The sequence below is a fragment of the Nostoc sp. ChiSLP03a genome (genome assembly GCF_034531215.2).
GTDB lineage: Bacteria > Cyanobacteriota > Cyanobacteriia > Cyanobacteriales > Nostocaceae > Nostoc.
This window is the reverse complement of sequence record NZ_JAVRBQ020000148.1, coordinates 182,171-206,774: the sequence shown is the minus strand read 5'-3', so window position 1 is coordinate 206,774 and position 24,604 is coordinate 182,171. Positions and strand designations below refer to the sequence as shown.

Annotated in this window: 21 protein-coding genes and 1 tRNA gene; 13 read left to right on the top strand and 9 right to left on the bottom strand. The window is 41.6% G+C overall.

What is annotated here, in order from left to right; all coding sequences use genetic code 11:
* Positions 1–124 precede the first annotated feature (124 nt).
* Complete coding sequence (locus RMY32_RS25075) at positions 125–685, top strand: Npun_F5560 family protein (RefSeq protein ID WP_094348024.1); 561 nt, start codon at positions 125–127, stop codon at positions 683–685.
* A gap of 478 nt (positions 686–1,163) precedes the next feature.
* Here RMY32_RS25075 and RMY32_RS25070 read toward each other — a convergent pair whose 3' ends face one another.
* Positions 1,164–1,517, bottom strand: coding sequence for an STAS domain-containing protein (locus tag RMY32_RS25070; protein ID WP_322714173.1), 354 nt, complete (start codon positions 1,515–1,517; stop codon positions 1,164–1,166).
* 454 nt (positions 1,518–1,971) lie between these two features.
* Between RMY32_RS25070 and RMY32_RS25065 the strand changes: the two genes are divergently transcribed.
* Positions 1,972–2,601, top strand: coding sequence for a DedA family protein (locus RMY32_RS25065; protein ID WP_322670292.1), 630 nt, complete (start codon positions 1,972–1,974; stop codon positions 2,599–2,601).
* 128 nt (positions 2,602–2,729) lie between these two features.
* Here the strand turns inward: RMY32_RS25065 and RMY32_RS25060 are convergent, their stop codons facing one another.
* Together RMY32_RS25060 and RMY32_RS25055 are read right to left on the bottom strand one after the other, a co-directional pair.
* On the bottom strand, positions 2,730–3,932 hold the full coding sequence (locus RMY32_RS25060) for an argininosuccinate synthase (protein ID WP_322714172.1): 1,203 nt from the start codon (positions 3,930–3,932) through the stop codon (positions 2,730–2,732).
* A gap of 445 nt (positions 3,933–4,377) precedes the next feature.
* The gene (locus tag RMY32_RS25055; protein WP_322688400.1) at positions 4,378–5,139 is read right to left on the bottom strand and encodes a PEP-CTERM sorting domain-containing protein; all 762 of its coding nucleotides are present in this window, start codon (positions 5,137–5,139) and stop codon (positions 4,378–4,380) included.
* Between the two features lie 493 nt (positions 5,140–5,632).
* Between RMY32_RS25055 and RMY32_RS25050 the strand changes: the two genes are divergently transcribed.
* The 4 genes from RMY32_RS25050 to RMY32_RS25035 all read left to right on the top strand — a co-directional run bounded on the left by RMY32_RS25050 (position 5,633) and on the right by RMY32_RS25035 (position 10,782).
* Positions 5,633–6,895, top strand: coding sequence for an anhydro-N-acetylmuramic acid kinase (locus RMY32_RS25050; RefSeq protein WP_322714171.1), 1,263 nt, complete (start codon positions 5,633–5,635; stop codon positions 6,893–6,895).
* A gap of 120 nt (positions 6,896–7,015) precedes the next feature.
* Positions 7,016–7,462: a hypothetical protein gene (locus tag RMY32_RS25045; protein WP_322705831.1), complete on the top strand. Its 447-nt coding sequence runs from the start codon at positions 7,016–7,018 to the stop codon at positions 7,460–7,462.
* Between the two features lie 225 nt (positions 7,463–7,687).
* Positions 7,688–8,701 carry a glycosyltransferase family 2 protein gene (locus RMY32_RS25040; protein ID WP_322714170.1) on the top strand — a complete coding sequence of 338 codons (1,014 nt, stop codon included), beginning with the start codon at positions 7,688–7,690 and terminating at the stop codon, positions 8,699–8,701.
* Positions 8,702–9,228: 527 nt separating this feature from the next.
* Positions 9,229–10,782: a serine/threonine-protein kinase gene (locus tag RMY32_RS25035; RefSeq protein ID WP_322714169.1), complete on the top strand. Its 1,554-nt coding sequence runs from the start codon at positions 9,229–9,231 to the stop codon at positions 10,780–10,782.
* A gap of 460 nt (positions 10,783–11,242) precedes the next feature.
* Here the strand turns inward: RMY32_RS25035 and RMY32_RS25030 are convergent, their stop codons facing one another.
* From RMY32_RS25030 to abc-f, 5 genes are all read right to left on the bottom strand, one after another.
* Positions 11,243–11,440, bottom strand: a complete 198-nt coding sequence (locus RMY32_RS25030) for an NblA/ycf18 family protein (protein WP_041565841.1) — start codon at positions 11,438–11,440, stop codon at positions 11,243–11,245.
* Between the two features lie 703 nt (positions 11,441–12,143).
* Positions 12,144–12,881 carry a Stp1/IreP family PP2C-type Ser/Thr phosphatase gene (locus RMY32_RS25025; protein WP_322714168.1) on the bottom strand — a complete coding sequence of 246 codons (738 nt, stop codon included), beginning with the start codon at positions 12,879–12,881 and terminating at the stop codon, positions 12,144–12,146.
* Positions 12,882–12,897: 16 nt separating this feature from the next.
* Positions 12,898–14,583: an AarF/ABC1/UbiB kinase family protein gene (locus RMY32_RS25020; RefSeq protein ID WP_322714167.1), complete on the bottom strand. Its 1,686-nt coding sequence runs from the start codon at positions 14,581–14,583 to the stop codon at positions 12,898–12,900.
* A gap of 159 nt (positions 14,584–14,742) precedes the next feature.
* Positions 14,743–15,069 (bottom strand): DUF6825 family protein, encoded by a 327-nt coding sequence (locus tag RMY32_RS25015; protein WP_322705836.1) that lies wholly within the window; start codon positions 15,067–15,069, stop codon positions 14,743–14,745.
* Between the two features lie 116 nt (positions 15,070–15,185).
* Positions 15,186–16,790 carry a ribosomal protection-like ABC-F family protein gene (abc-f, locus tag RMY32_RS25010; protein WP_322714166.1) on the bottom strand — a complete coding sequence of 535 codons (1,605 nt, stop codon included), beginning with the start codon at positions 16,788–16,790 and terminating at the stop codon, positions 15,186–15,188.
* Between the two features lie 402 nt (positions 16,791–17,192).
* Here abc-f and RMY32_RS25005 point away from each other — a divergent pair, with 402 nt between their 5' ends.
* Entirely contained in the window at positions 17,193–17,957 is a 765-nt protein-coding gene (locus tag RMY32_RS25005) for a Uma2 family endonuclease (RefSeq protein WP_322714165.1), read from the top strand.
* Between the two features lie 12 nt (positions 17,958–17,969).
* Here the strand turns inward: RMY32_RS25005 and RMY32_RS25000 are convergent, their stop codons facing one another.
* Positions 17,970–20,708 carry a CBS domain-containing protein gene (locus RMY32_RS25000; RefSeq protein ID WP_322714164.1) on the bottom strand — a complete coding sequence of 913 codons (2,739 nt, stop codon included), beginning with the start codon at positions 20,706–20,708 and terminating at the stop codon, positions 17,970–17,972.
* A gap of 271 nt (positions 20,709–20,979) precedes the next feature.
* Here RMY32_RS25000 and psbZ point away from each other — a divergent pair, with 271 nt between their 5' ends.
* The 6 genes from psbZ to RMY32_RS24970 all read left to right on the top strand — a co-directional run bounded on the left by psbZ (position 20,980) and on the right by RMY32_RS24970 (position 24,551).
* On the top strand, positions 20,980–21,168 hold the full coding sequence (psbZ, locus tag RMY32_RS24995) for a photosystem II reaction center protein PsbZ (protein ID WP_099103014.1): 189 nt from the start codon (positions 20,980–20,982) through the stop codon (positions 21,166–21,168).
* A gap of 192 nt (positions 21,169–21,360) precedes the next feature.
* Entirely contained in the window at positions 21,361–21,939 is a 579-nt protein-coding gene (ribH, locus tag RMY32_RS24990; RefSeq protein WP_322714163.1) for a 6,7-dimethyl-8-ribityllumazine synthase, read from the top strand.
* A 190-nt stretch (positions 21,940–22,129) separates the two neighbouring features.
* Positions 22,130–22,201: transfer RNA gene (locus tag RMY32_RS24985), tRNA-Gly, on the top strand.
* A gap of 359 nt (positions 22,202–22,560) precedes the next feature.
* Positions 22,561–22,698 (top strand): hypothetical protein, encoded by a 138-nt coding sequence (locus RMY32_RS24980; RefSeq protein ID WP_322714162.1) that lies wholly within the window; start codon positions 22,561–22,563, stop codon positions 22,696–22,698.
* Between the two features lie 178 nt (positions 22,699–22,876).
* Positions 22,877–23,284 carry a hypothetical protein gene (locus RMY32_RS24975; protein ID WP_094348002.1) on the top strand — a complete coding sequence of 136 codons (408 nt, stop codon included), beginning with the start codon at positions 22,877–22,879 and terminating at the stop codon, positions 23,282–23,284.
* A gap of 4 nt (positions 23,285–23,288) precedes the next feature.
* Entirely contained in the window at positions 23,289–24,551 is a 1,263-nt protein-coding gene (locus tag RMY32_RS24970; protein ID WP_322714161.1) for a glutamate-5-semialdehyde dehydrogenase, read from the top strand.
* Positions 24,552–24,604: the final 53 nt, after the last annotated feature.

Genomic DNA, 24,604 nt, shown 5'->3' with positions numbered 1-24,604 from the left:
TTTGTCTTTTTCTTTTTTCGTCACTTGTTTGGGAATGCTAAATTAACAAATACTTGCCAAAGGTAGTACTCCCGCAGTTATACCTAAAAGTGGACAAGATTCTGAATGGGAGCTTTAAGCTACTGTGAGCCAATCTGATACACCTAATATTCAAGTTCTCTCGACGGAAGTATCGCAGCTACGCCAAGAGTTGCAACTTCGCGATCAATTAGTGCAACAACTATCTCAAGAACTTTTCCGGCTGGTAAAGGGTAACACTAGTTTTATGCCACAGCAGCCGGAATTTGAGCGCGATCTGACCCAGTTACACGCTTTACAAGAACAACTCCAAGCTGTGGAACAGCAGGTGGCGTTCTACCAAGAGCAAATTACAACTCGTGACTCCGAAATTTATCAATTGCGACAGTCAGTTCAAGAACTTACCGATCGCACTCGGATGTTGGAGCAAGTAGTACAAGAGTTGCCTCAAATTTACCGTCGGAAGTTTGAAGAGCGGATGACACCAGTGAGAGAAAAGGTAGCAACGCTACAACGGGAAAACCGCCAACTGCAAGCAGAACTGCAAAGTGTGAGTTACCGTTTAGCACTCAAAACTCGCAATGCTAGTCACAGCGGTATTGATTTACCAAATTTTCCCCGCCCAGCATCCGAACAAACTAATATTTCAACTCCCCAGAATGCCTAAAATTATCATGATGGTGGAATCTAAGAGGTAAGAAATTGATGCATCAAAACATCTTGGAGGCATCCAAGTAGTAAATCGAGGCAAAAATAACTATAAAGTTAGAAATAATCTAAAAGCTGAGATTCTAACCTTTCTTACCTCCTGCTTCCTTTCACTAGTTACGTCCCATATAAAACAATTAGCTTAGAGTAATTTGCACAACCCTGGATTTAAAAGGCTGGGGAGTATCACAAACAGTTGCATTTGCTTTGATCGATTTTGGCAATTTCTGACTTTACTGCTTTAGGTAGATGACTTACAATAATGCAATTTATACTACCTAGCTCAAAGATATGAGTTTCCCTCAACATTCTTCTCTAGACAATAAAGAAAATCAGTCTGGTGCTAGCAGGCTGTTATTTTAAAGAGAATATGAAAGAATATGAACAAATGCAAATATTGCTTGACTCCGCCATCCTTCTGTAGGTAGATTTATTAGTTAGTCTGCTAGCATCAGACTGTTATCTTTAACGTTGGTAAAAATATCTTGGTAAGTGTTAAAAATTTCAAACACTGTATCGAGTTGGGTAAGTTCTAAAATCAACCGTACAGGAGCTTGTACGTTGCATAGAACTAAGCGGCAACCACTCTGACGTGCAGCTTTTAAGCCTTTTACTAAAGGAACTAACCCAGAGCTGTCCATGAAGTTAACTTCTGTTAGGTCGATAACCCAGAGTTGATAAGCTTGAGGGACTACTCCAGCCATCTGTTCGCTCAAAGCCTTACCGCCTTGCAAATCTATGCTTCCTTGGGGTTTAAACAAAATCACTTGAAGTTCTTGTGTGAAAGCCATGAATTTAACAGGGTAATTGGAACACTTGACAAAAAATTGAAAAAGACATCAATACTTCTTCTCTTTCAACGGTAAAATGACCTTTTACCCAGATATTTGGGCAATTTCAGTCCTACAGTTGAGAGAGATTATTTCAGTATTCATGTCGTATAATTTGTGATAACTTTCATCAATATAGGCATAAGCGCCTAACAATTTCGGTATCAACCGTATCTTTTACAAGATTTTCACAATTTAAACGGATATTTATAAATTTTCTATAAAATTTTTAATCTTTTTTTAATAAATTATGAACATGTGGTAACAATCCCAAAAATTGTATATTTAATAGTCATAAGTTAATAGTTACCATAGAGTAGAAGTTATGTATTAGTTTGATTGACACCCCACCCAAAAACAAGCAAAAATGTAAAAATATAGTAAAAGTAAAAATTTGTAAAGACGGCGGTGTGGAATGTCTTTAGAGCTGATTTCACTAGAAAATATCCAGGAAGTTGCTCATAATTACGGGTATTGGGCAATTTTTTTCGGAATTTTGCTAGAAAATTTAGGCATTCCCCTTCCTGGTGAAACCGTGACCTTAGTAGGCGGGTTTTTAGCTGGCAGCGATGAACTAAATTTCTGGCTGGTTCTCGGTGACGCAATTATGGGTGCTGTCATTGGTGGTACTTGTGGCTATTGGATTGGTAGAGTTAGCGGTTGGGCTTTTCTAGTAAAAGTTGGCAGCATATTTCGGATTTCTGAAGTGCGGCTGCTGAGTATTAAAGATCAATTTAGTCAAAACGCTGCTAAAGGGGTGTTTTTTGGACGTTTTTTGGCATTGTTACGAGTTTTTGCTGCACCACTAGCTGGTATAGCTGAAATGCCCTTTAGAAAATTCTTTTTATATAACTTTTTAGGAGCAGTTGCTTGGGCTAGTCTGATGGTGACATTAGCTTTTTTTGCTGGCAAAATAGTCTCTTTAGAACAATTGGTTGCTTGGGTGGGTCAATTTGCGATCGCAGCGTTACTAATCCTCGCTGCCTTAATTATTGTGCCCCTATGGCTGGAATCTCGCCAGGTTAAAGGTGCAGCAGAAGAGTAAGTCAAGCATAAACTAAGTCAGGAGTGAGGAGTCAAGAGTAAAGTCAAAAGTGAATTTTTTTTACTTTTGTATTTTGCTTTTTTAACTCCTAACTCCTGTACAGACAAGGGTTAATCGCGTCTCTACTTCTAACTTCTAATCTGCTTTGACCAAATGCGAGTCGGTAGTCCCCAAACGTAGATAAAGCCTTCAGCGGCTTTGTGGTCAAATTTGTCTTCGGCTCCGTAGGTTGCCAAATCGGGAGTATAGAGAGAATTATCGCTCGAACGCCCAACTATCGTAGAGTTGCCCTTGAACAACTTCACTCGTACAGTTCCAGAGACTTGCTCTTGTGTCTTTTGAATAAAGGCATCGAGTGCAACTTTGAGTGGACTGTACCACAAACCGTTGTAAACAATTTGGCTGTAAGTTTCTTCAATCCCACGCTTGTAATGGGTAACGTCTGCCGTTAAAGTCAAGCTTTCTAAATCTCTATGTGCCTGAATTAGCACCAACATTGCGGGTGATTCGTAGATTTCCCGCGATTTGATCCCCACCAGACGGTTTTCAATCATATCGATCCGTCCAATGCCATGATTTCCCACCGCCTGATTGAGTTCTTCAATTAGCTCAACTGGCTTTTTGGCTATACCGTTGAGGGTTGTAGGAATACCACCCTGGAAACCAATTTCGATGTACTGTGGCTCGTTAGGAGTCTGAGCGATCGCTTTGGTCATTTCATAAATTTCTTCTGGTGGCTCAAATGAAGGATCTTCGAGTAAACCAGCTTCAATACTACGACCAAGCAAATTTTTGTCAATACTATAGGGAGAAGATTTTTTAACTGGTGAGGGAATACCAAACTTTTCCCCATAAGCGATCGTTTCCTCACGACTCATTCCCCATTCTCTGGCTGGTGCGAGGATCTTCAGGTTGGGGTTTAAGGCGGTGACAGAGACATCAAAGCGAACCTGATCGTTACCTTTGCCAGTGCAACCGTGAGCGATCGCATCAGCACCATATTTTTCGGCTGTTTCTACTAATATTTTGGCAATCAGTGGACGAGCAAGAGCGGTTCCTAGAGGATAACGATTTTCATAAAGGGCGTTGGCTTGAATCGCTCCAAAGGCGTAATCTTTAACAAAGCTGTCTTTGACATCCGCCACTAGGGATTCACTTGCACCCGATTTCAGAGCTTTTTCTCTGATTGGCTCTAATTCATCTCCCTGACCTAAATCTGCTGCTAGGGTAATCACCTCTTCCACACCCCACTCCTGCTTGAGGTAGGGGATGCAAACTGAGGTATCCACTCCGCCAGAATATGCCAGGACAACCTTTTTGGCGCGACCCATTAATTTCTCCAGTTAGGACAACAAAGAATGAGTCATTATTATATCTAAACTAATCCACGTATATTTTATTCATACAATAACCTATAGGAGTCAAAATTACGGTTCACTCTCAATACGGTTTGGTTAAGCTCTAAGCAGTATTGAGTAGACCTCTTGCACAAATGAAATGTAAAATTTGCCCATCCTACGGGATCTTGCTACATCCCTCAACCCCTTCTCCCAATTTTGCATGAATAAAAAGTCTAGTTAAAGAAAATTTTCTTAGCTTGCTGCGCGTAGCATTGACCGTAGAAGAAGCCCCGATTATAAATGACAAACGGATTAGGGGGAGTTTACCTAAGTAAACTCCCCCTAATTTGTATTTAATATTAGCTCAGTTTTGAAATCCTTCTACAGGTTAAGGTTAGAGTATAGAGAAAATCTTACTGAGCTTAGATTGATATATTTAATGAGATTGTCTTACAGTTTGTAACTTCTCGTTCTTGCGCTTGCGTAGAAACATACCACCTACAGCCAGCATACCTAATGTAATACTAGGCTCAGGAACAGATTTAGGGTCAAAACCTGTAAATTTGTCAGTTCCTAGATGGAAAGAATGGTTGTCGCTTTCAAATCCACCACCACCTGTTTGGGTAATGACAATCTTGTTGAAAATATCGTTGCTACTATCTGAGTAGAAGTGAAGGTAGCCATTTCCTTCACCGCCATGCTGTGATGCACGAATTGGAGCAACGGGGTTCACATCCTCAGTTGTAAATGATTTGATTAGATTATCGCCATTGTAGAAGGAAAAAACGTTACCAGAACTAATAGCTCCCCAGTCAATACCGAAATAATTGAGGGAACTTGCAAGGTTAATTGTGACTTTATCGCCGTTGAAAACTGCCAAATACTTACCATTATTGACCTCACCATTTGCCCCAGCAGGTGCCCATACATCTGACCTCACACTGCTGGTTCCACTGTTATTTTCAAAAGAGTATTTAGCAAAACCAGTGGTTGGTGCTTGACCATTATTGAAGTTAACAGTTGTCGTACCAGGAAGTTGAGTAAACTCAGAAAAAGCACCTTGGTCAGTTTCTCCATTAGGGCCTGCAATGCCAGTAGTTATTTGGAAGGAAATAGCCTGGGCAGAACCTGCATAGATAAATGAGGAGATTGCAGATAAGGATAGAGCAGCGATACAAGCAATTTTTGTAAGAGACATAATCTTGAAATTCTGTATTTTTAATTGTTGAAAAGTTCGTTTGCGACTTGGATTCATTATGTAGTGTCTTCTAGAAGAAACAATAGGATGAAACTACTGGATTTGTATTTATCGAAAAATTCCTAGATTTAGCCAATAATTTGCCCTATTCTTGAACAGAAATCAGTAGTTTCACTTGCAGAAAAAGTGGATAGTATATCTGTTATTTATCTAAAAGTAAAAAAGTTGTAAAGTTAGCCTGTATATATTAAGAATTTGTATCTTCAGATGTTGTCCTGATTAAGGAACAATTAAGATAACAAACAAAATTTTTTTAAATTAGTTGTTTGCTGGTCAATATAAATAGATTCGTGGTATTGCTATTGGTTTTGAGATTCTTCTGTCGCTATATTTACTTTTTCTTCTGTAATTAACTATGCAACCTGAGTGTTTTGACATAGCTATTAACATGAATTAAACTAAACTCTTGCAATCAACAAAAGAATTTCGACCGATGCATTCAACTGAAAAAGCTGTTGTCCCTACTCACGTTATTGGTTTAATTAGTGGCACATCCGTAGATGGTATAGACGCTGCGTTGGTAGAGATTTCCGGTACAGAATTGGATCTCAAAGTTGAGTTGCTAGCCGGGGCAACATATCCTTATCCAGCCCAACTCAGAGAAAAAATATTAGCAGTTGGTGCAGGCGTTGCCATCTCAATGGCAGAATTAGCGGAAATAGATGATGCGATCGCCCAAGTCTTTGGCCAAGCCGCCCAAAATATTCAAATTGGTCATCAGCAGGCCACTCTCATTGGTTCCCACGGTCAAACGGTTTATCATCGACCACCTAAAGAGGGAGCAGGGGGAGCAGGAAAGCAGGGGAGCAGGGAGAGAGAAATGATCGCTACCCACGGACTAAACCCTAGCTATCCGTTAACAGCACTAGGCAGTCCCTTGGGTTACAGTCTTCAACTAGGGCGAGGTGCATTAATTGCACATCTTACGAACATTACGACTGTGAGCAACTTCCGCGTTGCTGATATTGCTATTGGTGGTCATGGTGCGCCTCTTGTTCCCAGAGTCGATGCTTATTTACTCAGTCATCCCCAAGAGGGGCGTTGTATTCAAAACATTGGTGGTATTGGCAATGTTGCTTATATTCCACCTCGGCATGGAGACTGGCTCTCAAAAATTCGTGGTTGGGATACTGGCCCTGGAAATAGTCTGTTGGATCTAGCGGTGGAGCATTTAAGCAGTGGTGCTAAAACTTATGATGAAGATGGCAATTGGGCAGCAAGTGGTACTCCTTGCTATCAATTAGTAGAACAATGGCTTAACCAAGACTACTTTCATCTACCGCCACCCAAATCCACTGGACGCGAATTATTTGGTATGACTTACTTGCATCAGTGTTTAAAAGATGCCCAAGCATACCAACTCAATCCTGCTGACATACTGGCAACTCTCACAGAACTTACAGCTGCTTCAATTTTTCATAGTTACCACACTTTTTTGCCAGAAATGCCACAACGAGTACTATTATGTGGTGGTGGTAGTCGCAATCTTTATTTGAAACAAAGGTTACAGTTGTTGTTAGGATCGATACCAGTCTCGGCAACAGATGAAGTCGGCTTGAATGCAGATTTTAAAGAAGCGATCGCTTTCGCAGTTTTAGCCTACTGGCGACATTTGGGTATTCCAGGCAACTTACCTACAGCCACAGGTGCACCTCAAGAAGTACTTTTGGGAGAAATTCACCAAGGACAGTCCTGAGTTAAGAACAATAAACAAGATAAAAAATTTCTTCATTCTTTTCTCGCAACTCATCACTGGCAACTTAGCACTGCTATAACTGTAGTTTTGGCGGCACTCGAGCAAGACAGGGAATAAAAGGTGGCTCATACTTTTTTATTGGAACCAGGACGCTGGGCAATGGAAGGAAATTGGCTGGAACGTAATGGTATGCCAATTAGCGTCAAGGGTATGACCTTGGTCGCTTGGAATCGAGATAATTGGTTTACTATGGCCACAAAACTGATTTTTCCAGGTAGCGATCGCTCTGAAATCTCTTTGCAATATAAGGGGCGGTTGCATGATGGAGAGCGTCAGTATACTTTTTTACTACAACATAATATTTTGGGGCAGGTTGAAGGCGAAGGCTGGATTGGTCTGGATACGATCGTACAGCGTTACTGGGTACTAGGCGATCGTCAGCGTCGTAGTGGTTTTGAAACCCTACACCGGATTTCGCAAGATACATATTACCTCAGTAGTGGTATCTTGGCTGGTCATTTTTTAACTAGCACAATGGAAGCTAGCCTAGAGCGTCAGTCAGCTTAAAAGCAGCCCTACCTCATCGCTTTGCTGTTCTTCTAAACCAAAAACTGCCGTTCAAAGAACTCTGGCAACGCACTGGTTTACCAACACCTAATATCTCCTACCCGACTTTAACCACTCATCGTATATTCTTACCGACCTACTGAGTTGTATAGTAAAAAAGAAACGATCAAATTATGGTTAGGATTTTAGTATTTTACCTAACCATGTAGTCAGGAGTTCAGTTTCGTGAATCCTAAAGTCTCCGTTATTATCCCTGCTTACAATACTGAAACTTATATTGGAAAGGCAATAGAGTCAGCCTTAAAGCAAACACTCACTGACATTGAAGTTATCATAGTCGATGATGGCTCAAGTGATAAAACTGTAGAAGTCGCTAAAAGTTTCACCGATCGACGTCTCAAAGTGATAGTTAATCAGCAAAATGTTGGAGCGGCGGCGGCACGTAATCGCGCCTTCAGAGCAGCCCAAGGAGAATGGATTGCTGTACTTGATTCAGATGATTGGTATGCTCCCAAAAGATTAGAAAATCTTGTGTCTCTGGCAAATCAAACAAATGCAGACATGATTGCTGATGATGTTTATTTGATCGAAGACGGTACAACAACTCCTTGGAGTACATTGATTCAAGAAAGTGGAGAACGTATAGATAAAACCTTCCAAATTGATATCGTTTATTTTGTAGAAACTGATGTCTATGGGCAACCAGGGTTGCATCTTGGCTTAAGCAAGCCTCTCTTCAAACGAGAATTCTTGATTAAGAACGGCATTGAGTACGATGAAGAAATTAGAATGGGTCAAGATTTTTGGATTGACATGAAATGCTTAATCAAAGGAGCTAGGTTTTTTATTGAGCCAAAACCTTATTATTTTTACCGTTCACGCCCTGGTTCTCTTGTATATCAAAGCCAATTACCACGTCTAAATCAATACTGCAAAACTACTACTTCTTTCATGCAACAAGACATTGTGAAAAAGAATTCTACTCTAATGCGTGCTCTATCTTATAATCTCTCAGTCTATAAAAAAAATTTAGCTTATCTTCAAGTTGTAGAACCTATAAAACAAAGAAAATGGTTAACAGCATTCACAGAAATCAGGAAATATCCGGGTTTCTTTTATGATTTTATGTCCCGATTTAATGGTATTGTCGAACGTCGAATTCAATACTATGTGATGAATAATAAATCAAGTTTTGATATATATCCTAATCAACAGAAAAAACGAAACAATCACACTTAAAGTATTACAGATTACCAATAAATAATGCATTATTACATAGTAATCATTAACTGGAAGGTGAGACAGATTGTTAGGCAATCAGAAAATGTTTTAAAAGTATTGGGTGAATGTAATTCGTTATTACATAAACTATGTCTACCTTCGTAAACTAATGCGAATTTAAGAGTTGGTTAATCTGTGAAAAATATGTTGCAAGGGCTTGTATATCAAGTTATCAAATTAAACATGGGTTGTTGTCAAATTATTTAATTGGGCAGTTAAAATGTCCAGATATCGCTATGTCAATAGCTTAGTTTTTAGGCAGTCGGCGCGCTCTGCACGCCATTGCTTATGCCAGTTGCGTAAGTCCTGGTGTAGCCAAACTAATGCAGTCTTCTCCCAACACAAAGCAACCTCTCGTAGAGAAGAGGAAATGCCAAGAGTGATAGCGCATTAGTCAAAATTGGGCAAACTAAAACTACACCACAATTTTTGAATGCACTTGTCCTCCCAAACATTTACAACCTGCTTTTGGAGTCGAATTTTCTATGTCAGACCCCAACATTGGTCGCTTACTCAGCAAACGCTACCAACTCCAAGAGTTAATCGGTACTGGAGCAATGGGTCGGGTTTATCGTGCTAAAGATACATTGTTGGGAGGTGTACCTGTTGCAGTTAAGTTTCTGGCTCTATCAATCCAAAATGAAAAGATGCGATTGCAAGACCGTTTTGAGCGAGAAGCAAAAACCTGTGCTTTACTAGGGCAAAAAAGTATCCATATTGTCCGAGTTATGGACTACGGCGTAGATGACAATAACACCCCGTTCTACGTTATGGAATACTTACAAGGACAAAGCCTGAACAATATTATTCGCAAGCAACGATTACCTTTAGCAAGATTCCTCAGTATGGCGCGTCAACTCAGCTTAGGGTTACAGTGCGCCCATGATGGCATCCCGGTTGATGGCGCTATTTGCCCAATTATCCATCGCGATGTCAAGCCAAGCAATATGCTGGTGATTCAAGATCCCAGTTTTGGAGAATTGGTCAAGGTTCTAGATTTTGGTATTGCTAAGTTATTACAGTCAGATGGCGACCATACAAAATTTTATTTGGGGACATTGGCTTATTCTTCTCCCGAACAGATGGAGGGTAAAGAATTAGACAACCGTGCTGATATTTATAGTTTGGGTGTCATGATGTTTGAGATGCTCACAGGCAAAATGCCACTGGTGGCACCAACTCACTCTTTTGGTGCGTGGTATAAAACACATCACTATCAAAAACCACGTTCTTTTGCTGAGGCTGTGCCTGGATTAGAACTACCAAAAGAAATTGAAAATTTGGTGATGAGTTGTCTAGCTAAAGTAGCACGCGATCGCCCCCAAAGTATTACTGAAATCCTCAGAGTTTTAGCATCTTTAGAAAAGCCTGAGCATACACGCAAAATTCAGCAAGCCAGCCATTCCCTCGTTCCTACTACTACAGCTAGCACTGAGCTTGAACAAAAGACCAAAGCCGATTTGCGGGTATCCTGGTCAAACGATGAAATCGCTCGTGCCATTTCCTGGCCCAAAAATAAACCAATTGCCGATATTGTGTTTCCCCAGCCCATTCATACCAATGGGGAGGTTTTACCAGCTTTGTGGGTGATGCTACCGCAAGAGGAAATTCAAAAACGCTTACTCTGTACCCGCTATAACCAATTTCTGTTCATCTCTATCCCCCATCCCATGCTGCTATGGATTACTGTCATCTACAATCGCAAGCATGGCGCTAAATGGTTGCCTTATTATCTCGATCTCAAAACCAGCCTCGGTCAAGAGATTGCCCGGTTACTACAGCACACAGGTTACTATCGCCTCTTATTCTTTGCACGAGAAGCACCAAATCCCTGTACCCACATTTTACTTTCCAGCGTTGCTTCTGCCCAGCGGCAACGACTGCAAGAGTGGGTCGCAATCAGCAATACGTTGATGTCCTCTGCCGACCCGCAAATTAGTAAAAGTTTACTCAAAAACGAGTACGAAAAGATTAAGCCTCAAATTATAACAAAACTGGAAAGTATAGATACAGATTCTCCATACGATCTTTCCAGCTAGGCATAATTTCTTAATGTTACGTGCTTCATCGGTGGTCGCTCTCAGAATGTAACGTTTTATAAACAAAAGATATATAAAGATGTAACTTCTAGTTATATGTATAAAGGGTGAAATCACTAGCTGCTAAAGCAGTGGTATATATAAATTATCTCTGAATCTTGCTCTGCAAATATTCCAGTGGATTGTTAATTTGTGTAGGTTTGATTCCCTCACTAGACGAAACAACAATAATTTTGGCTAAACCAAACAACAGTTTTAGCCTGCAATACTAAAGTTAGTCTAGACTCGATCGGATATGCCTTAGACAATGTTTACTCATTCTTAATTAATTTCGTGAATTGAACTTTTGCGCCATCTTGTGGAATTACTTATCGAAGTTGACGCCCCGGCATCCCCAGCTCTTTTCCTCCTTGGAACCAAGCAAGAGAAGGAGGTCGCCCACTGCGACATTAGAACGACTCTATGCCATAGTGGAACCTGAATCTAAGCCCCACTGGTGCTTCAGAAGCTCTTGATAAGTTGCCTCGCGCACGACCATTTGCTCATAGAGCTTGACTAAAAAATCTTTAGCTTGATCGTGGCTCATGTTTTGCACCTGAGTAGCAAATGAGCAGATGCTGAATTGCTGTTCCAAGGATAGTTTCATTGGTTGATTCATAATTACTCCGAAAAAACAAAGTGTAAAGGTGATATCGCTCACAGAAGTCCAAATGGGATAATATTTGGACTTATATCTGTCCAACATTTGTTCCTCCGTTATTACGAAAGATAACAATTGTTTGACAGATTGCCCACATCCAAAGTGTGGAATTTTTCTGCTTTGATATCTTGCACCTAATCCTACTGATATACCACCCAAGTCAGCTGAACCATATTCCGGAAAATAAGCTCTATTTGGTCTTAGATAGGTATAACTACCTCCCTAATTCCTTCCTGCTTTGCACAAATATCCTTTAAAAAGAATATTTGGTGCTATGCAAAACCCGTCTTAGTCTTTGTGTTTAAAAAGCCTAAGATGCTGTCTCCGCAAGCGTAGAAGAAGCTTCGGAGGAGGGAAATTGTAAGGAGGTTGGGGGATTAATGGTAATAAGCGTGAATTATAGTCGCTTTACCTTATTACGTGCAAGATGTCAATTTCCCAATTTATACAAATTTAGCCTCTTTGGGTGATTTTAGAGGCTAAAAATATTTGTATCAAATTGTAAAAAGGAAAAATGCTCACGCTGAACAAATTACTGAGTATATTTACCAGATTAGTTATTTGTCCTACCCTGCGGGAAGCTGCTGGCGCGTCTATGTCCTTTGTCATTTGTTTAAAGTTACTAAGCATTGACTAATGACCAATGACTAATGACCAATGACTAATGACTATTTTTTTCAAGCGAGACGATGACAACTGTGATGTTATCGTGCCCTCCATGCTCTTTGGCAGCCTCAACAAGAGATATGGCGGCTTTATCAAGCCAAAGACTATCTTGGAGGCAGTTAGCAATCTTCTGCTCGACAAGTTCTTCTGTAAGACCATCACTACATAAGAGCAAGCGATCGCCAACTTTTACATCTAGTGGTTGCACGTCAATTTGATGCAAGTCTTCGCGCCCCAGACAACGCGATAATACATGGCGAAAAGGATGTAATCGTGCTTCATCTAAGGTGATGTCACCGATTTTGATTGCTCGTGCTACCCAAGTGTGGTCTTCCGTCACCTGTTCTAAGTGTGACTCGCGGAAGCGATACAGCCGCGAATCGCCAACATGAGCGCACCAAGGCGACTCTGGGGAGCGAAAAATTACTGCTACAACAGTTGTCCCCATATCGGCGCGTTCGGGATGATTTTGCTGATCCTGCAAAATCGCTTCATTGGCACCCCACAAAGCTTGCTCTAGTAATTCTTGAGAAGATTTAGAAGTTTCCCAATTTGCTACCAAATACGCCTGAATTTCTTCAGTAGCAATCCGACTTGCCTCTTCACCTCCGGCATGACCACCCATACCATCGGCAACAACGAAAAATCGTCCTTCTGGGTCGATATAATAAGCATCCTGATTATTAGAACGAATAAGTCCCGGATCGCTAAAACCCGTGAAATTAAGTTTCATAAATTTTTTGCAACAATTAATACATACGATCGTAACGGTCGAGGCGTAAAAGTAATCGGATCATGATCGCTGAAAGCGCAACTGCAATTAAAGCAGGCAGCAGTGCTAACCATACATAATCCTTAACCACTAAAATAGTAGCTGAAAGCGTGAAACCGCTGATTAACAGAGCATAGCTGATTGAAAGCTGAATACTGCTCTGTCGCCGCAACAGGCGTTCGGTTTCTATAGACCGAACGCGCAAGCGCATATCTCCTTGCTCTAGCTTCTCTAATGTATCCTCTAATCTACGTGGTAGACCAAAGGCGGTACTACTTACCTGAGCTGCTTGGCGACTTAATTCGTTAAGAAAGCTATTCCCCTCAGAACCATTCATATCGGTCATAAGTTGCATTGCATACGGTTTGGCAACTTCCATAAAGTTAAACTCTGGATCTAAGCCTTTGCCTACCCCTTCTAAGGTAGAAAAGGCTCGCATCACGAAAGTGAAAGTTGCTGGAAATCTAAATGGCTGATTATAAGCTATTTCGTAAAGGTCGTCACTGATTGCTGCAACTGATTGATTTTCAAAGGGCTTATCCATAAAATGATCCAGCATATACTGGACGGAACGCCGTACTGGGCCCATATCATCAGTTGGGGCGATCGCACCTAAATTTATCAGAGATTGCACAACGCGATCGCCATCTTTTTGAGCAATGCCAAAAAGTGTTTCCATCAATCCTTCGCGAATGTTGGACTTAATCCGCCCCATCATGCCGAAATCATAGAATATCAAAGCGCCATTTGCACTGACGGCAATATTACCTGGGTGAGGATCGGCGTGGAAAAAGCCACTATTGAGTAATTGTAGTAAGTAGGCTTGAGCGCCTTGACGAGCGATCGCTTTTCGATCCAAACCCGCTGCTTCTAAAGCTTCGTATTGGCTAATTTTAATTCCAGGGAGATATTCCAAAGTCAGAACTCTGGAAGTAGCGTAACGCCAGTATATTCTGGGGACGCTCACCCAATCATAGCCGCGAAAGTTCCGGCGAAAAGTATCGGCGTTACGACCTTCGTTAAGATAATCAATTTCTTCCCAAAGAATGCGACAACATTCTTCGTAAATACCCAACCAATCTCGTCCACGTCCCCATTTGGGATGGTTTTGAAAGTAGCGAGTAATTCCTTTGAGAATTTGTAAATCTATTTCAAATAACTTCTTTAGCCCAGGACGTTGCACCTTAACAACAACTGATTCTCCAGTATGTAGTACAGCTTTGTGTACTTGCCCCAAGCTAGCAGCAGCTAAGGGAATAGGTTCAAAATTATGGAAAAGTTCAGGAATTTTCTTGCCTAGTTCTTTCTCAACGATCGCTTCTACTTGCTCATAACTAAATGCGGGTACTTTGTCTTGTAATTTGGCTAGTTCTTCTACATATTCACCAGGGAATATATCAGCACGGGTAGAAAACAGTTGCCCAACTTTGATGAAGGTTGGCCCTAAATCCAGTAGAGTATTGCGAATCCAGACTGCTTGGGTTTTGCGTCTTGCAGCTTGCTTTGCATCAGTCACACCTCCCGGATAACTCCAAGATTTGTTGTATAGCCAAAGTTTCAACAGTAAGGTCAAGACAAAAGACCAAATGTCCACAAAACGCCGTTTGCTAGAGTATTTTTCCCGATTCCAACGGTATGCCTTCTCTGAATAACCTTGTTCCATATACTTTGTTTACCGTTGGTTTGCGACCGAATCACTTGGAAGAAAAGACACTCTGATTCCTAAACTATTCTTTCTTAAGTGTCATTTGTCCTTTGTCCTTTGTCATTTGTGCATAATTCTTAGCCTAATGACTAATGACCAATGACCAATGACTAAAATTTATGCAGAAGTTCTACGATAATGTTGCAATTCTGTTCGTAACAGGGCAATTTCAGCTCGTAATTCATCAATCTCCGCTTGCAAGTCACCTGAATCAGAACTGGCTACCCCAGTACCTGGGGTAGGTTGACTGGCATTAGCTGTTTCTGCTGCCCGATTTGCTCGCTCTAAAACTTCTTCTGTAAATTGGCGCAGCTGCTCTCTAGCTTCTGCATCAAATTTGCCCAGATCGCTCAAAGCATCGGTCAAGGCGACCTCTAAACGCTCATTAACTACTTCTGCTACCGCTCTGCCTACGAAAAAGGCTTGTACAAGTGGGTTACTCATAAATTTTTGTTACGTTGCACCGCAAGAGAATTATAACTTGCCTGTATGCTTTACGGCTTCTATTGTTGAGGTAGAAATTTGCTAGAAATTTACATAAGGCGATCGCTCGATCGATCCTATTCCAGCAACTCTTGATAATATTGCTCTGGTGTACTTGGTAAATAAGTTGTCATTTGCAAAGTTTGTTCCCTTAACTTGAAACCTTGGCTAATGTTAATCCGGCTGAGGAAATCTATATCGTGGGAAATTACCCAAAGCGCTCCTTGGTAATCATTGATACCTAATACTATTTGTTCAACAGTTTCAATATCTAGGTTATTAGTTGGCTCATCGAGAATCAGTAAATCGATTTCTGAGATACTAATTATAGCCAGCGCTAATTTTGCTAATTCACCTCCACTCAGTACAGAGGCGCTTTTATGAACATCATCGTATTTAAACAAAAAGTGTCCTAACTGTTGGCGTAAAAGCTGATAGCTGAGATTGGGATTAGCTACTTGCATATTTTCCAGAATTGTGTATTTACGATTTACCAATTCATAGGTTTGATCGAGATATACAGCTTTCATGACTGGTGCAAGCAAAACCTCACCTGATTCTAAAACCGCCGTTTGGTTTTCCATCCCCAAAATTGCTTTGACTAAACTCGATTTACCAGAACCGTTTGCGCCGATAATGGCTATGCGATCGCCAGATGATATATGCAGTTGAATATTTTTAATCAATAGACGCTCTGATATTTTCAGATTTGCACCCTGAATATTAATTAAATTTCGGCGCTTGTGATTTTTTTCTTCTAGCTGAATACTCGTTACTTTGGTAGTTTTGACCTTTGTCTGTGCAACCTTTTGATTAGCTTTTGCTACTGCTGCTTCATGTTTCTTTTTTGCAGTTCCGGTAGACACCTCAGCTTTGGTTTTAATCAGTCCTGCTGCCATTATATCAATACTACCATTCAGAAACTTGGCGCGACCGTTGCGACTAGATTGGGCTGCGCGTTGCTGTTCTTGCATCGCTGTGATTTGGGTACGTTTGAGTTCCTTTCTGGCAACTTCGTGCGATCGCAATGCTGCCTCTAACTCTATTTCTTTCTGTTCTCGATAGTACGAGAAATTACCGCCATATATTTTCAAGCCAATAGGTGTAAGTTCCCAGGTTACTTCTGTTACTTGGTCTAAGAAAAAAGGCTTGTGAGAGACAATTACATACGCACCTGTGAAATTCAAAAGAAACTGTCTTAAGCTTTCTAAGGCTTGCAAATCCATGTGATTTGTTGGCTCATCGAGTAACAGCAAGTTTGGCTTTTGAGCTAAACCGATTGCCAAAAACAGTTTAGTAAGTTCTCCACCACTCAAGTTAGCAATTGGTAAAGATAAGTCAACTTTGGTGTGGAATTGTGTTTGCAAAATATCCTCAATCTTCCACCATTCATCAGAGATAGAAATCAAAAAATTAAGTACTGTATCTGCTGTAATTTTTTGTCTGATAGTGCTGATTTGTGGCAAATAATAGACAATACCATTGCAGCAAACTGAACCTGTATATCGGTTAATTTGACCTGCAAGTATCTTGAAAAGTGTTGATTTTCCTACCCCGTTGCGACCAACCAAAGCAATGCGATCGCCCGCGTCGATATTCACATGAACTCTTTGAAACAAAGTTCTATCTACGCTGAGGTCATAGGCTAAATTCTCAGCTAACAATATTGATTTTTTCGGCATTATTCTCAAACCTCAATTCCCAAACTTCCATCCGCATATTTCCAAAATTTACGGGTAAATTAGACACAAAAAAACTCAGCCGCAGACAATCGTCAAACGGTTCTAAATAGATAGGAATGATGACAATATTTTTAGTGCATGACTATGTGAAGTAACCCTGTCAAACTAGTTGCGTTTATTCTTCGTTGACATTTGTTGCTTTAGTGCAACAGGTGTTTGGTACTACTTCATTTGTGCTATCTCATTGGAGTTGTGATGAGGTTTTATATTGACTACAGTGTAGCACTAAGGTATTTCGGAACGGTAGCGATAATAATAGGCGATTACCTACAGTACACTAGGCCTAGTCAACCATAACACTGCTAAAATCAATCCATAACTACTTGATGCCGTATTTATTCTATGACTATTGCTCAAGAATTAGATTCTCAAGAAGGCATCTGTCAAGATGTTATATTCCCTCCTAGCGATTTATATAGCGATGAGCCTCCCTTGGAAAGCGAACTTCATCTAGAGCAAATCATGCTCTTACTCAAATGCTTAAAATGGCTGTGGCGAGATAGAAATGATTTCTATGCAGCTGGAAATCTGACTATTTACTACAGTCCACGCCAACGCAAATCAGAACACTTCCGGGGGCCAGACTTTTTTGTAGTACTGGGATGCGAACGTAAAACCCGTAAAAGCTGGGTAGTTTGGGAAGAGGATGGCAAATATCCGAATGTAATTCTAGAAATTTTGTCTGACTCAACAGCGAATACTGACAAAGATTTAAAGAAAACAATTTATCAAGATACCTTCCGCACACCCGATTATTTTTGGTTTGACCCTTACACACAAGAATTTGCGGGATTTCATTTAGTAGATGGAGAATATCAACCTCTACAAGCAAGCGAACAAGGATATTTGTGGAGTCATCAGCTAGATTTATATTTGGGAGTTTATGACGGTTTATTGCGGTTTTTTACAAGAGATGGGCAACTAATACCAACACCAGAAGAAACGGCAGAACAGGTACAGCAAAAGGCTGAACAAGCCGAACAAAAGGCTGAACAAGCCGAATACAAGACTGAACAAGCCGAACACAAGGCTGAACAAGCTGAACAAAAGGCTGAACGTTTAGCAGCAAAACTGCGGGAGTTAAATATCAATCCAGATACAATTTAGACCAGAGCTATTTCATTTAGGATAATGTCGCACTAAAAACTCCTTAGCTTCAGTCTGGTCTTTAATTACTCCATCTAAGGTAGCAGCAAGCATATCATCTAATATTTGCCGATATTGGGGGCCTGGTTTGTAACCAAGTTTCTTTAAATCATTACCATTCAATAGTGGCTGCACATTAGCCCAAACAGTTAAATATTCCCAAATTTGATGTCTAAGCGATCGCGGACTTTGCACAGCAATTAAAATCAGCATTGGTAAATCATACTGTCGCAACAACTGTACTACTTGACTAGGACTTTGACACTTAGGCAAAGATTCCATTACTTCAGTTTGGGCACAAGCCAAGTTTTGCAAGCGTTGAATGCCATCTTCTTGCAGTTGTAGATTCTTTGCAACTTTCGCCCGATATTGTGGTGTTAGATGGGCAATTAACGCTTCTAAACGCATTTCCCAATGAATCAGGGTTGGTTGCGGGTCAAATCGCCGCAAACAGCTTTCTAACAAACGTAATTTTCGCAGGAGTTCTGGGTCTAGCTTCAGGGTAGGATGGATGCATTGCAATGCCCCTAAGTTATCGAGTAACTGTAAAGCTGATTTCCAGTAGGTGGCTTCTAGGATATGTTTTAGTTCTGTTTTCAGTCGAGTTTGCAGGGCTGGAGTTTTGCTATTCTCTTGAGCAGTGCGATCGTAAACACCACTGTTGATGGCATAGCGGATAAACTCTTCAGTTTGCGGTTCTATCTCAAATCCGAAGCGCACCGCAAAGCGCACGCCACGAAAAATGCGGGTAGGGTCTTCGATAAAGCTGTTGGCGTGTAAAACCCGAATTTGTTTAGCTTGTAAATCTAGTAATCCACCAAAAAAATCGAGTAACTCACCAGTACGAGGGGAAGTCAGGCGCAAGGCGATCGCATTGATGGTAAAATCTCGACGATACAAGTCTTGACGAATAGAACTCGCCTCAACTTCTGGATTTGCCGCCGGATAAGGATAAAATTCTGTTCTAGCGGTGGCAATATCTACCCATAAAGAATCTAATTCTGGGTCTTTGTGCCACAATAAAGCCGCAGTTTGAAAAGCCCCGTGGATTTCTAAGCGGGCAGCAGGGTAAAGTTGTTGGAGTGCTTTGGCTAATTCCACACCAGCGCCAACATCTGCTGATTTGTGAAAGCCATCAACCACAAGATCGATATCTTTAATCATCAAAGTGCCCGATGTTGCCTCAGCTAACAGTAAATCCCGCACGGCACCGCCCACTAGATAAAGATGCCAACCCCGTTTTTCTGCTTCTTGCGATGCTGTAGTGAGTAATTGCCATAGTTGGGGAGCAAGGCGATTTTGCAATTCAGTGCTGAGAGGAATTTTAGATTTTGTTAGCGCAGCGTTAGCGAGTCTGTGAGCGTCATTTTGAATTTTGAATTTTTGTCCCTCTTGGTCTTCATCTCTTTCTTGATGTAATTCCCGTAAGACATCAGTACGGGTGACAATGCCCATTAACTGCTCATTTTCCAATACTGGTAAGCGTCCGATATCATAAGTCACCATCACCGACTCAATTTGTGGCAATGTCGTATCTGGTGTAATCGTTTTGAGATTCTTGGTCATGTAGCCCTTAACTGGCGCATGACTAAATCCGTGGTGTAAGGCGATATCAATATCCCGCCGCGAAATAATACCTACTAGTTGCCCTTGACTATCGACTACGAACAAACCAGAGTGTCCGTAGCGTAATAAAATGCGCTGGGCTTCGGCAATTGTCGTTTCAGGCAGAATCGTGCGGACAGGAGAAGACATCAAATCCCTCGCAGTCAGGGGATGGGGAATTTGTGCTTTTATCCCGTCAAGAAGTTGTTTTAATATTGCCTGCGAATCAACTTCTCTTAGATTTAAAGATGCGGCTTGCGAATGACCGCCACCGCCCAAGAGTTGGAATAATAGGTTAAGATTCGTTTTGGGAATTTGCGATCGCCCAATTACCGTTAAGCGTGAATCCTCTTCACCTAAAGGATACTCATTAGCCAATAGTAAGGCATCAATTTCAGTTAATTCCACAAGTTCCGAAGCAAGACTCGACAGCCCCGGCACAAAAGCCTCTGTTTTCAGAGTTACCCAAGCAACCGTATATCCATGTAGACAGAAAGATTCTAAACTTTCCAAAGATTCAGTTAATAGCTGCTGCAATTGCAAAGATAATCCGGGGTCGCGGTAGGTGGAAATTACTGATAAACTAGCCCCTTGTTGCATTAACCAAGCCAAAGCTAGGGCATCCCGTGCTGTGGACTGATCGTATGTCAAAGAGCCAGTGTCAACGTGGATACCCAAAGCCATCACAGTTGCTTCGGCAGCAGTCAAGGAAATTTCCTGTTGTTGCAACTGCTCGACGATTAAAGTTGTGGTGGCTCCTACCGAGTCAATATGCGATCGCGTCGCGGGAATATCTGATTCTTGTCCTAAGTGATGGTCATAAACTATAATCTCTTTTACAGCAGGTAAATCTAACCACTGGGCAGCTTTACCCAAGCGATCGCGGTGCTGTGTATCCACCACGGTTAGAGAGCGAATTTTTTCTGGACTCACCGAACGGCGTTCAATCAGCGGATATTCATCCCGATGCAATGCTAAAAAATCCCGTACAGGAGGATGAGAGCCGCCAGTTAGCACAATCTTGCTTCCCGATAGTAGGCGCGTCAACCCTACTGCTGCTCCTAATGCGTCAAAATCTGCTGTTGTGTGGCAAAGAATTAAATCCATAGTTATACAGTCATTGGGCACTTGTACTGACCGAACGCGAACAGCGTTTGGTAGAAAAGCCGTAAAGCCTGCGGCATAGCTTCGCTTAAGGCGCAGCCTCTCTAAGAGTTGTATTGGACATTGGGCATTGGTAACGGACAAATGACTAATGACCAATGACTAATGACTAAAATGTTGCAATTTCTGCTAGCTTAAAAATAATAAGAAAGTGTCAGTGTCGCCCTTTAGGATATTCTATCCTTAGTATTTCGCTGTATTGGGAGAAGCAAAAATGACCATAATATTCCAATTTGCCTTGATCGGTCTAGTAGTGTTGTCTTTTGTCCTCGTTGTAGGCGTTCCGGTTGCTTATGCCACTCCCCAAAACTGGAATGAATCTAAAAAACTGCTCTGGGTTGGTTCTGGGGTCTGGATTGGTTTGGTGTTTTTAGTTGGTTTGTTAAACTTTTTTGTCGTTTAGGCGACGGCTTCGCTCTGGCGCAGGCACATAATATAAGAACTAGAGGGGCAGAAAAGCCAAGGTCAAAGGTTAAGGGAAACAAAGGATTTTTTCTTTTTCCTACTAACTTCATTTTGACCGCGCTTTCCTGCTCCTCTACATTTAAATAAGAAATGTATATTGACCAGAAGTATAGTTGATAAAGAGGCAGTCATGGCAGTTTTCGAGGGAACTTTTACCCAAACGGAGCCTTTGCGGTTTGCAGTGGTGATTGGTCGATTCAATGACCTCGTTACCGGAAAGCTGCTAGAGGGATGTCAAGATTGTTTAAAACGCCACGGAGTAGACCCTAATCCCCAAGGTAATCAGGTGGACTATGTTTGGGTTCCGGGAAGTTTTGAGGTACCTTTAGTAGCTCGCCAATTAGCACTTTCCCATCGTTATGATGCTGTAATTTGTCTTGGCGCAGTCATTCGAGGACAAACACCCCATTTTGATTACGTATCCTCAGAGGTTTCTAAAGGCATTGCTGCTGCTAGCTTTCAAACTGGGGTACCAGTCATTTTTGGCATTTTGACAGTAGATACTATGCAGCAAGCCCTGGAACGGGCAGGCATAAAAGGTAATCATGGCTGGGATTACGCCCTGAATGCTTTAGAAATGGCTAGCCTGATGCGACAACTACGTTCTAACCTAGCAGAGCCATATTCTCGTAATAGCCAGTCTTTGCCACCCTCTTTTCCAAGTGCCAGCGTCGGCAATTTAACTGTCGAGTCAGAAGAACTCGGCTAATCCGTCATTAGTCCTCTCTTACAAAGTTCTGAACGGAGGAAACCTCCGTTCAGACTTTGCGCTTTGTCCTTTGTTATTCACTAATGACCATTGTACAGACGCGATTAATCGCGTCTGTACTGACCAATGACTAAATTAGAGGGTTGACAATTACAGATAAATCTGAGATATTGGTATTTGGGTGATGATCGCGGGTATAGCTCAGTGGTAGAGCGTCACCTTGCCAAGGTGAATGTCGCGCGTTCGAATCGCGTTACCCGCTTCCAACTAAAACCTCTTGAATTTAAAAATTCCAAGAGGTTTAGTGTTTTTAGGGTGCGTTGAAGTGTTCGTAGATTAGCTCTGCACTCTTGCAAACTGCTCTGAATGTGGACAGATCGGTTAAAATTAGCCACAATCTATATATTTGGACAAAGAGTTAGACACTAAATATGTTTTAGCAGTTTCGGCTCTGGAAACGCCTGTGAACTCCAAGGCATAGAGATTGGAGATAATCCCGTCTAACTTTGATAAATGATTGTAATATATAGTGACCCAAAGGGAAATTAGCGGGTTTGTTGATGCGTGTTGTTTACGAGCCTAGCCTTCCCAAAGGATTGGCTTTAGGAGTGGTCGCCACCTATGCTTAAAATTGTATCAGGTGTGTCAGCATACATAAATTCCCAAAAACGCAACCACATTACCTTGAAAGCGACAGATGAAGAGAAGGAAATTTTTAAACAAGATCGCCAGCTACGGGGAAAGATTAAAAATAGATAACTCCGTACTAATTTGGCAATTAGTAGAATACTTAAAGTTAGCTGCATCTACTGTTGGTAATCAGGGCAATGTTTGCATCACCTTTTTATGTATATAAAGACAGAAGCCTTTAAGGTGTTTACCAAGGCATTATATTCTCGTAGTTCGTGTAAAACACGCTCAAGTTATTAGAACGCTTGTGCAATCTCAAAAACCCGAAAAAATCGATTTCAATACCGAATACCCCTGTCCCTGTCGTCGCCGGGGTCAGTTAATTCCGATTACGCTGACAGAAGCATTTGGTTGCGATCGCTGTCAGCAAATCTTTGTTGTAGAAGATAATGGTCATGTCCTAGAACAGCTTTCCACCACCTATCCCTACAAACGGGCTTGGCGTTGGATGGGAAATAGTTGGCATGTTGTCCATCCCCGCTTGGGAGAAAGCTATTTGCCTATAGCGCTGGGGATTATTTTCGTGCTAGTGATTATATGGCTGCCATTAGCACTGCGATTGGCAAATGGTTCCAGCATCATTGCTTGGGCAATGGTGGCGGTGCTATTGGCTATCTTACCAGCACTAATGGTCTGGCTTACCTACAGACGTTAACTCAATGACTGTTGAATTGGATGACCACCCCGAACCGATTACTAGTGCCCAACGAGCCTATCAAGCTTCCCTAAAGCTGGCGCTCACAAAGGGAGCAGACCGGAGTCATGCAGTATTGGCAATGGCAAAGGCGATTGAGCGCTCATTTGACGACATTCTAGAAGCCAATACCTTGGATTTAGAAGCCAGTCGGGAAATGGCAGTGCCTGAGTTGATATTGGACTGGCTGAAGCTGACTCCCACAAGGCTAGAGATGACAGTAGACATTTTACAACGGTTGGGGGAATTATCAGATCCGCTGCGACGCGTCAGAACCGCTGATTATCAACTGGAAGATTCCCAAAGTTACACTCAGTTAATGCCTTTGGGAGTGATTGGATTTATTTATGAGGCCTTTCCCGATTTAGGAGCGATCGCAGCGGGTTTTTGTATCAAAACTGGTAATTGTATAATTCTCAAAGGCAGCACCGAAGCCAGCCATTCTAACGCGGTCATCGCTGAGGTACTGCAAAATGCGATCGCAGAAGTTGGTCTAGCTCCGGGTTGTTTAGAAATGATTACAGCAGAACATGGGGCTTCAGTTCGCGATCTTGTTACCCAAGACCAGTACGTGAATTTAGTTATTCCTTACGGACGTTCTAGCTTAGTGCAGCAAGTAGTCCGACAGGCAACTTGCCCAGTTTTAAAGTCGGCGATGGGTAACTGTTACCTTTATTGGTCGCCCAATAGCAGCTTAGAAATGGTACGCTGGATGATTCTTAATAGTCATCAAAGTGAACCCGATGGAGTTAACGCCATTGAAAAAGTACTAATTCATCGTCAAGCCTTGCCATCATCTTTAGCTGTCTTGTGGAACAGCTTGATAGAAAAAGGCTTTGAAATTAAAGGAGATGCAGAACTAGTCCAAGCCTTTCCTCAGTTGCAGCTGGTAAAAGAAGGCGAATGGGGAAACCCTTATTTAACGAGGACAGTAGCTTTTAAACTGGTGGATAGCTTAGAGAGTGCGATCGCTTGGATTAATGAATACAGCAGTGGTCATGCCGACTCCATCGTGACTGAATCTTATCAGGAAAGTCGGCAGTTTGTCTTGGGAGTTAACAGTGCCTCTACCTACATCAACACTTCCCCGCGTTTTTCCCGGAATCCTTCGCGGGGAGATTCAGTATTTCTCGGCATGTCTAATCAAAAAGGTCATCGTCGGGGATTTATCAGCCTGGAAACCTTGACCACCGTTAAGCACATTGTTCAGGGAAATGGTAGGTTTTAAATAATTCGTAATTTATACAGTGTAATTCTGAATTTTGAAGGAAAACTATCTCA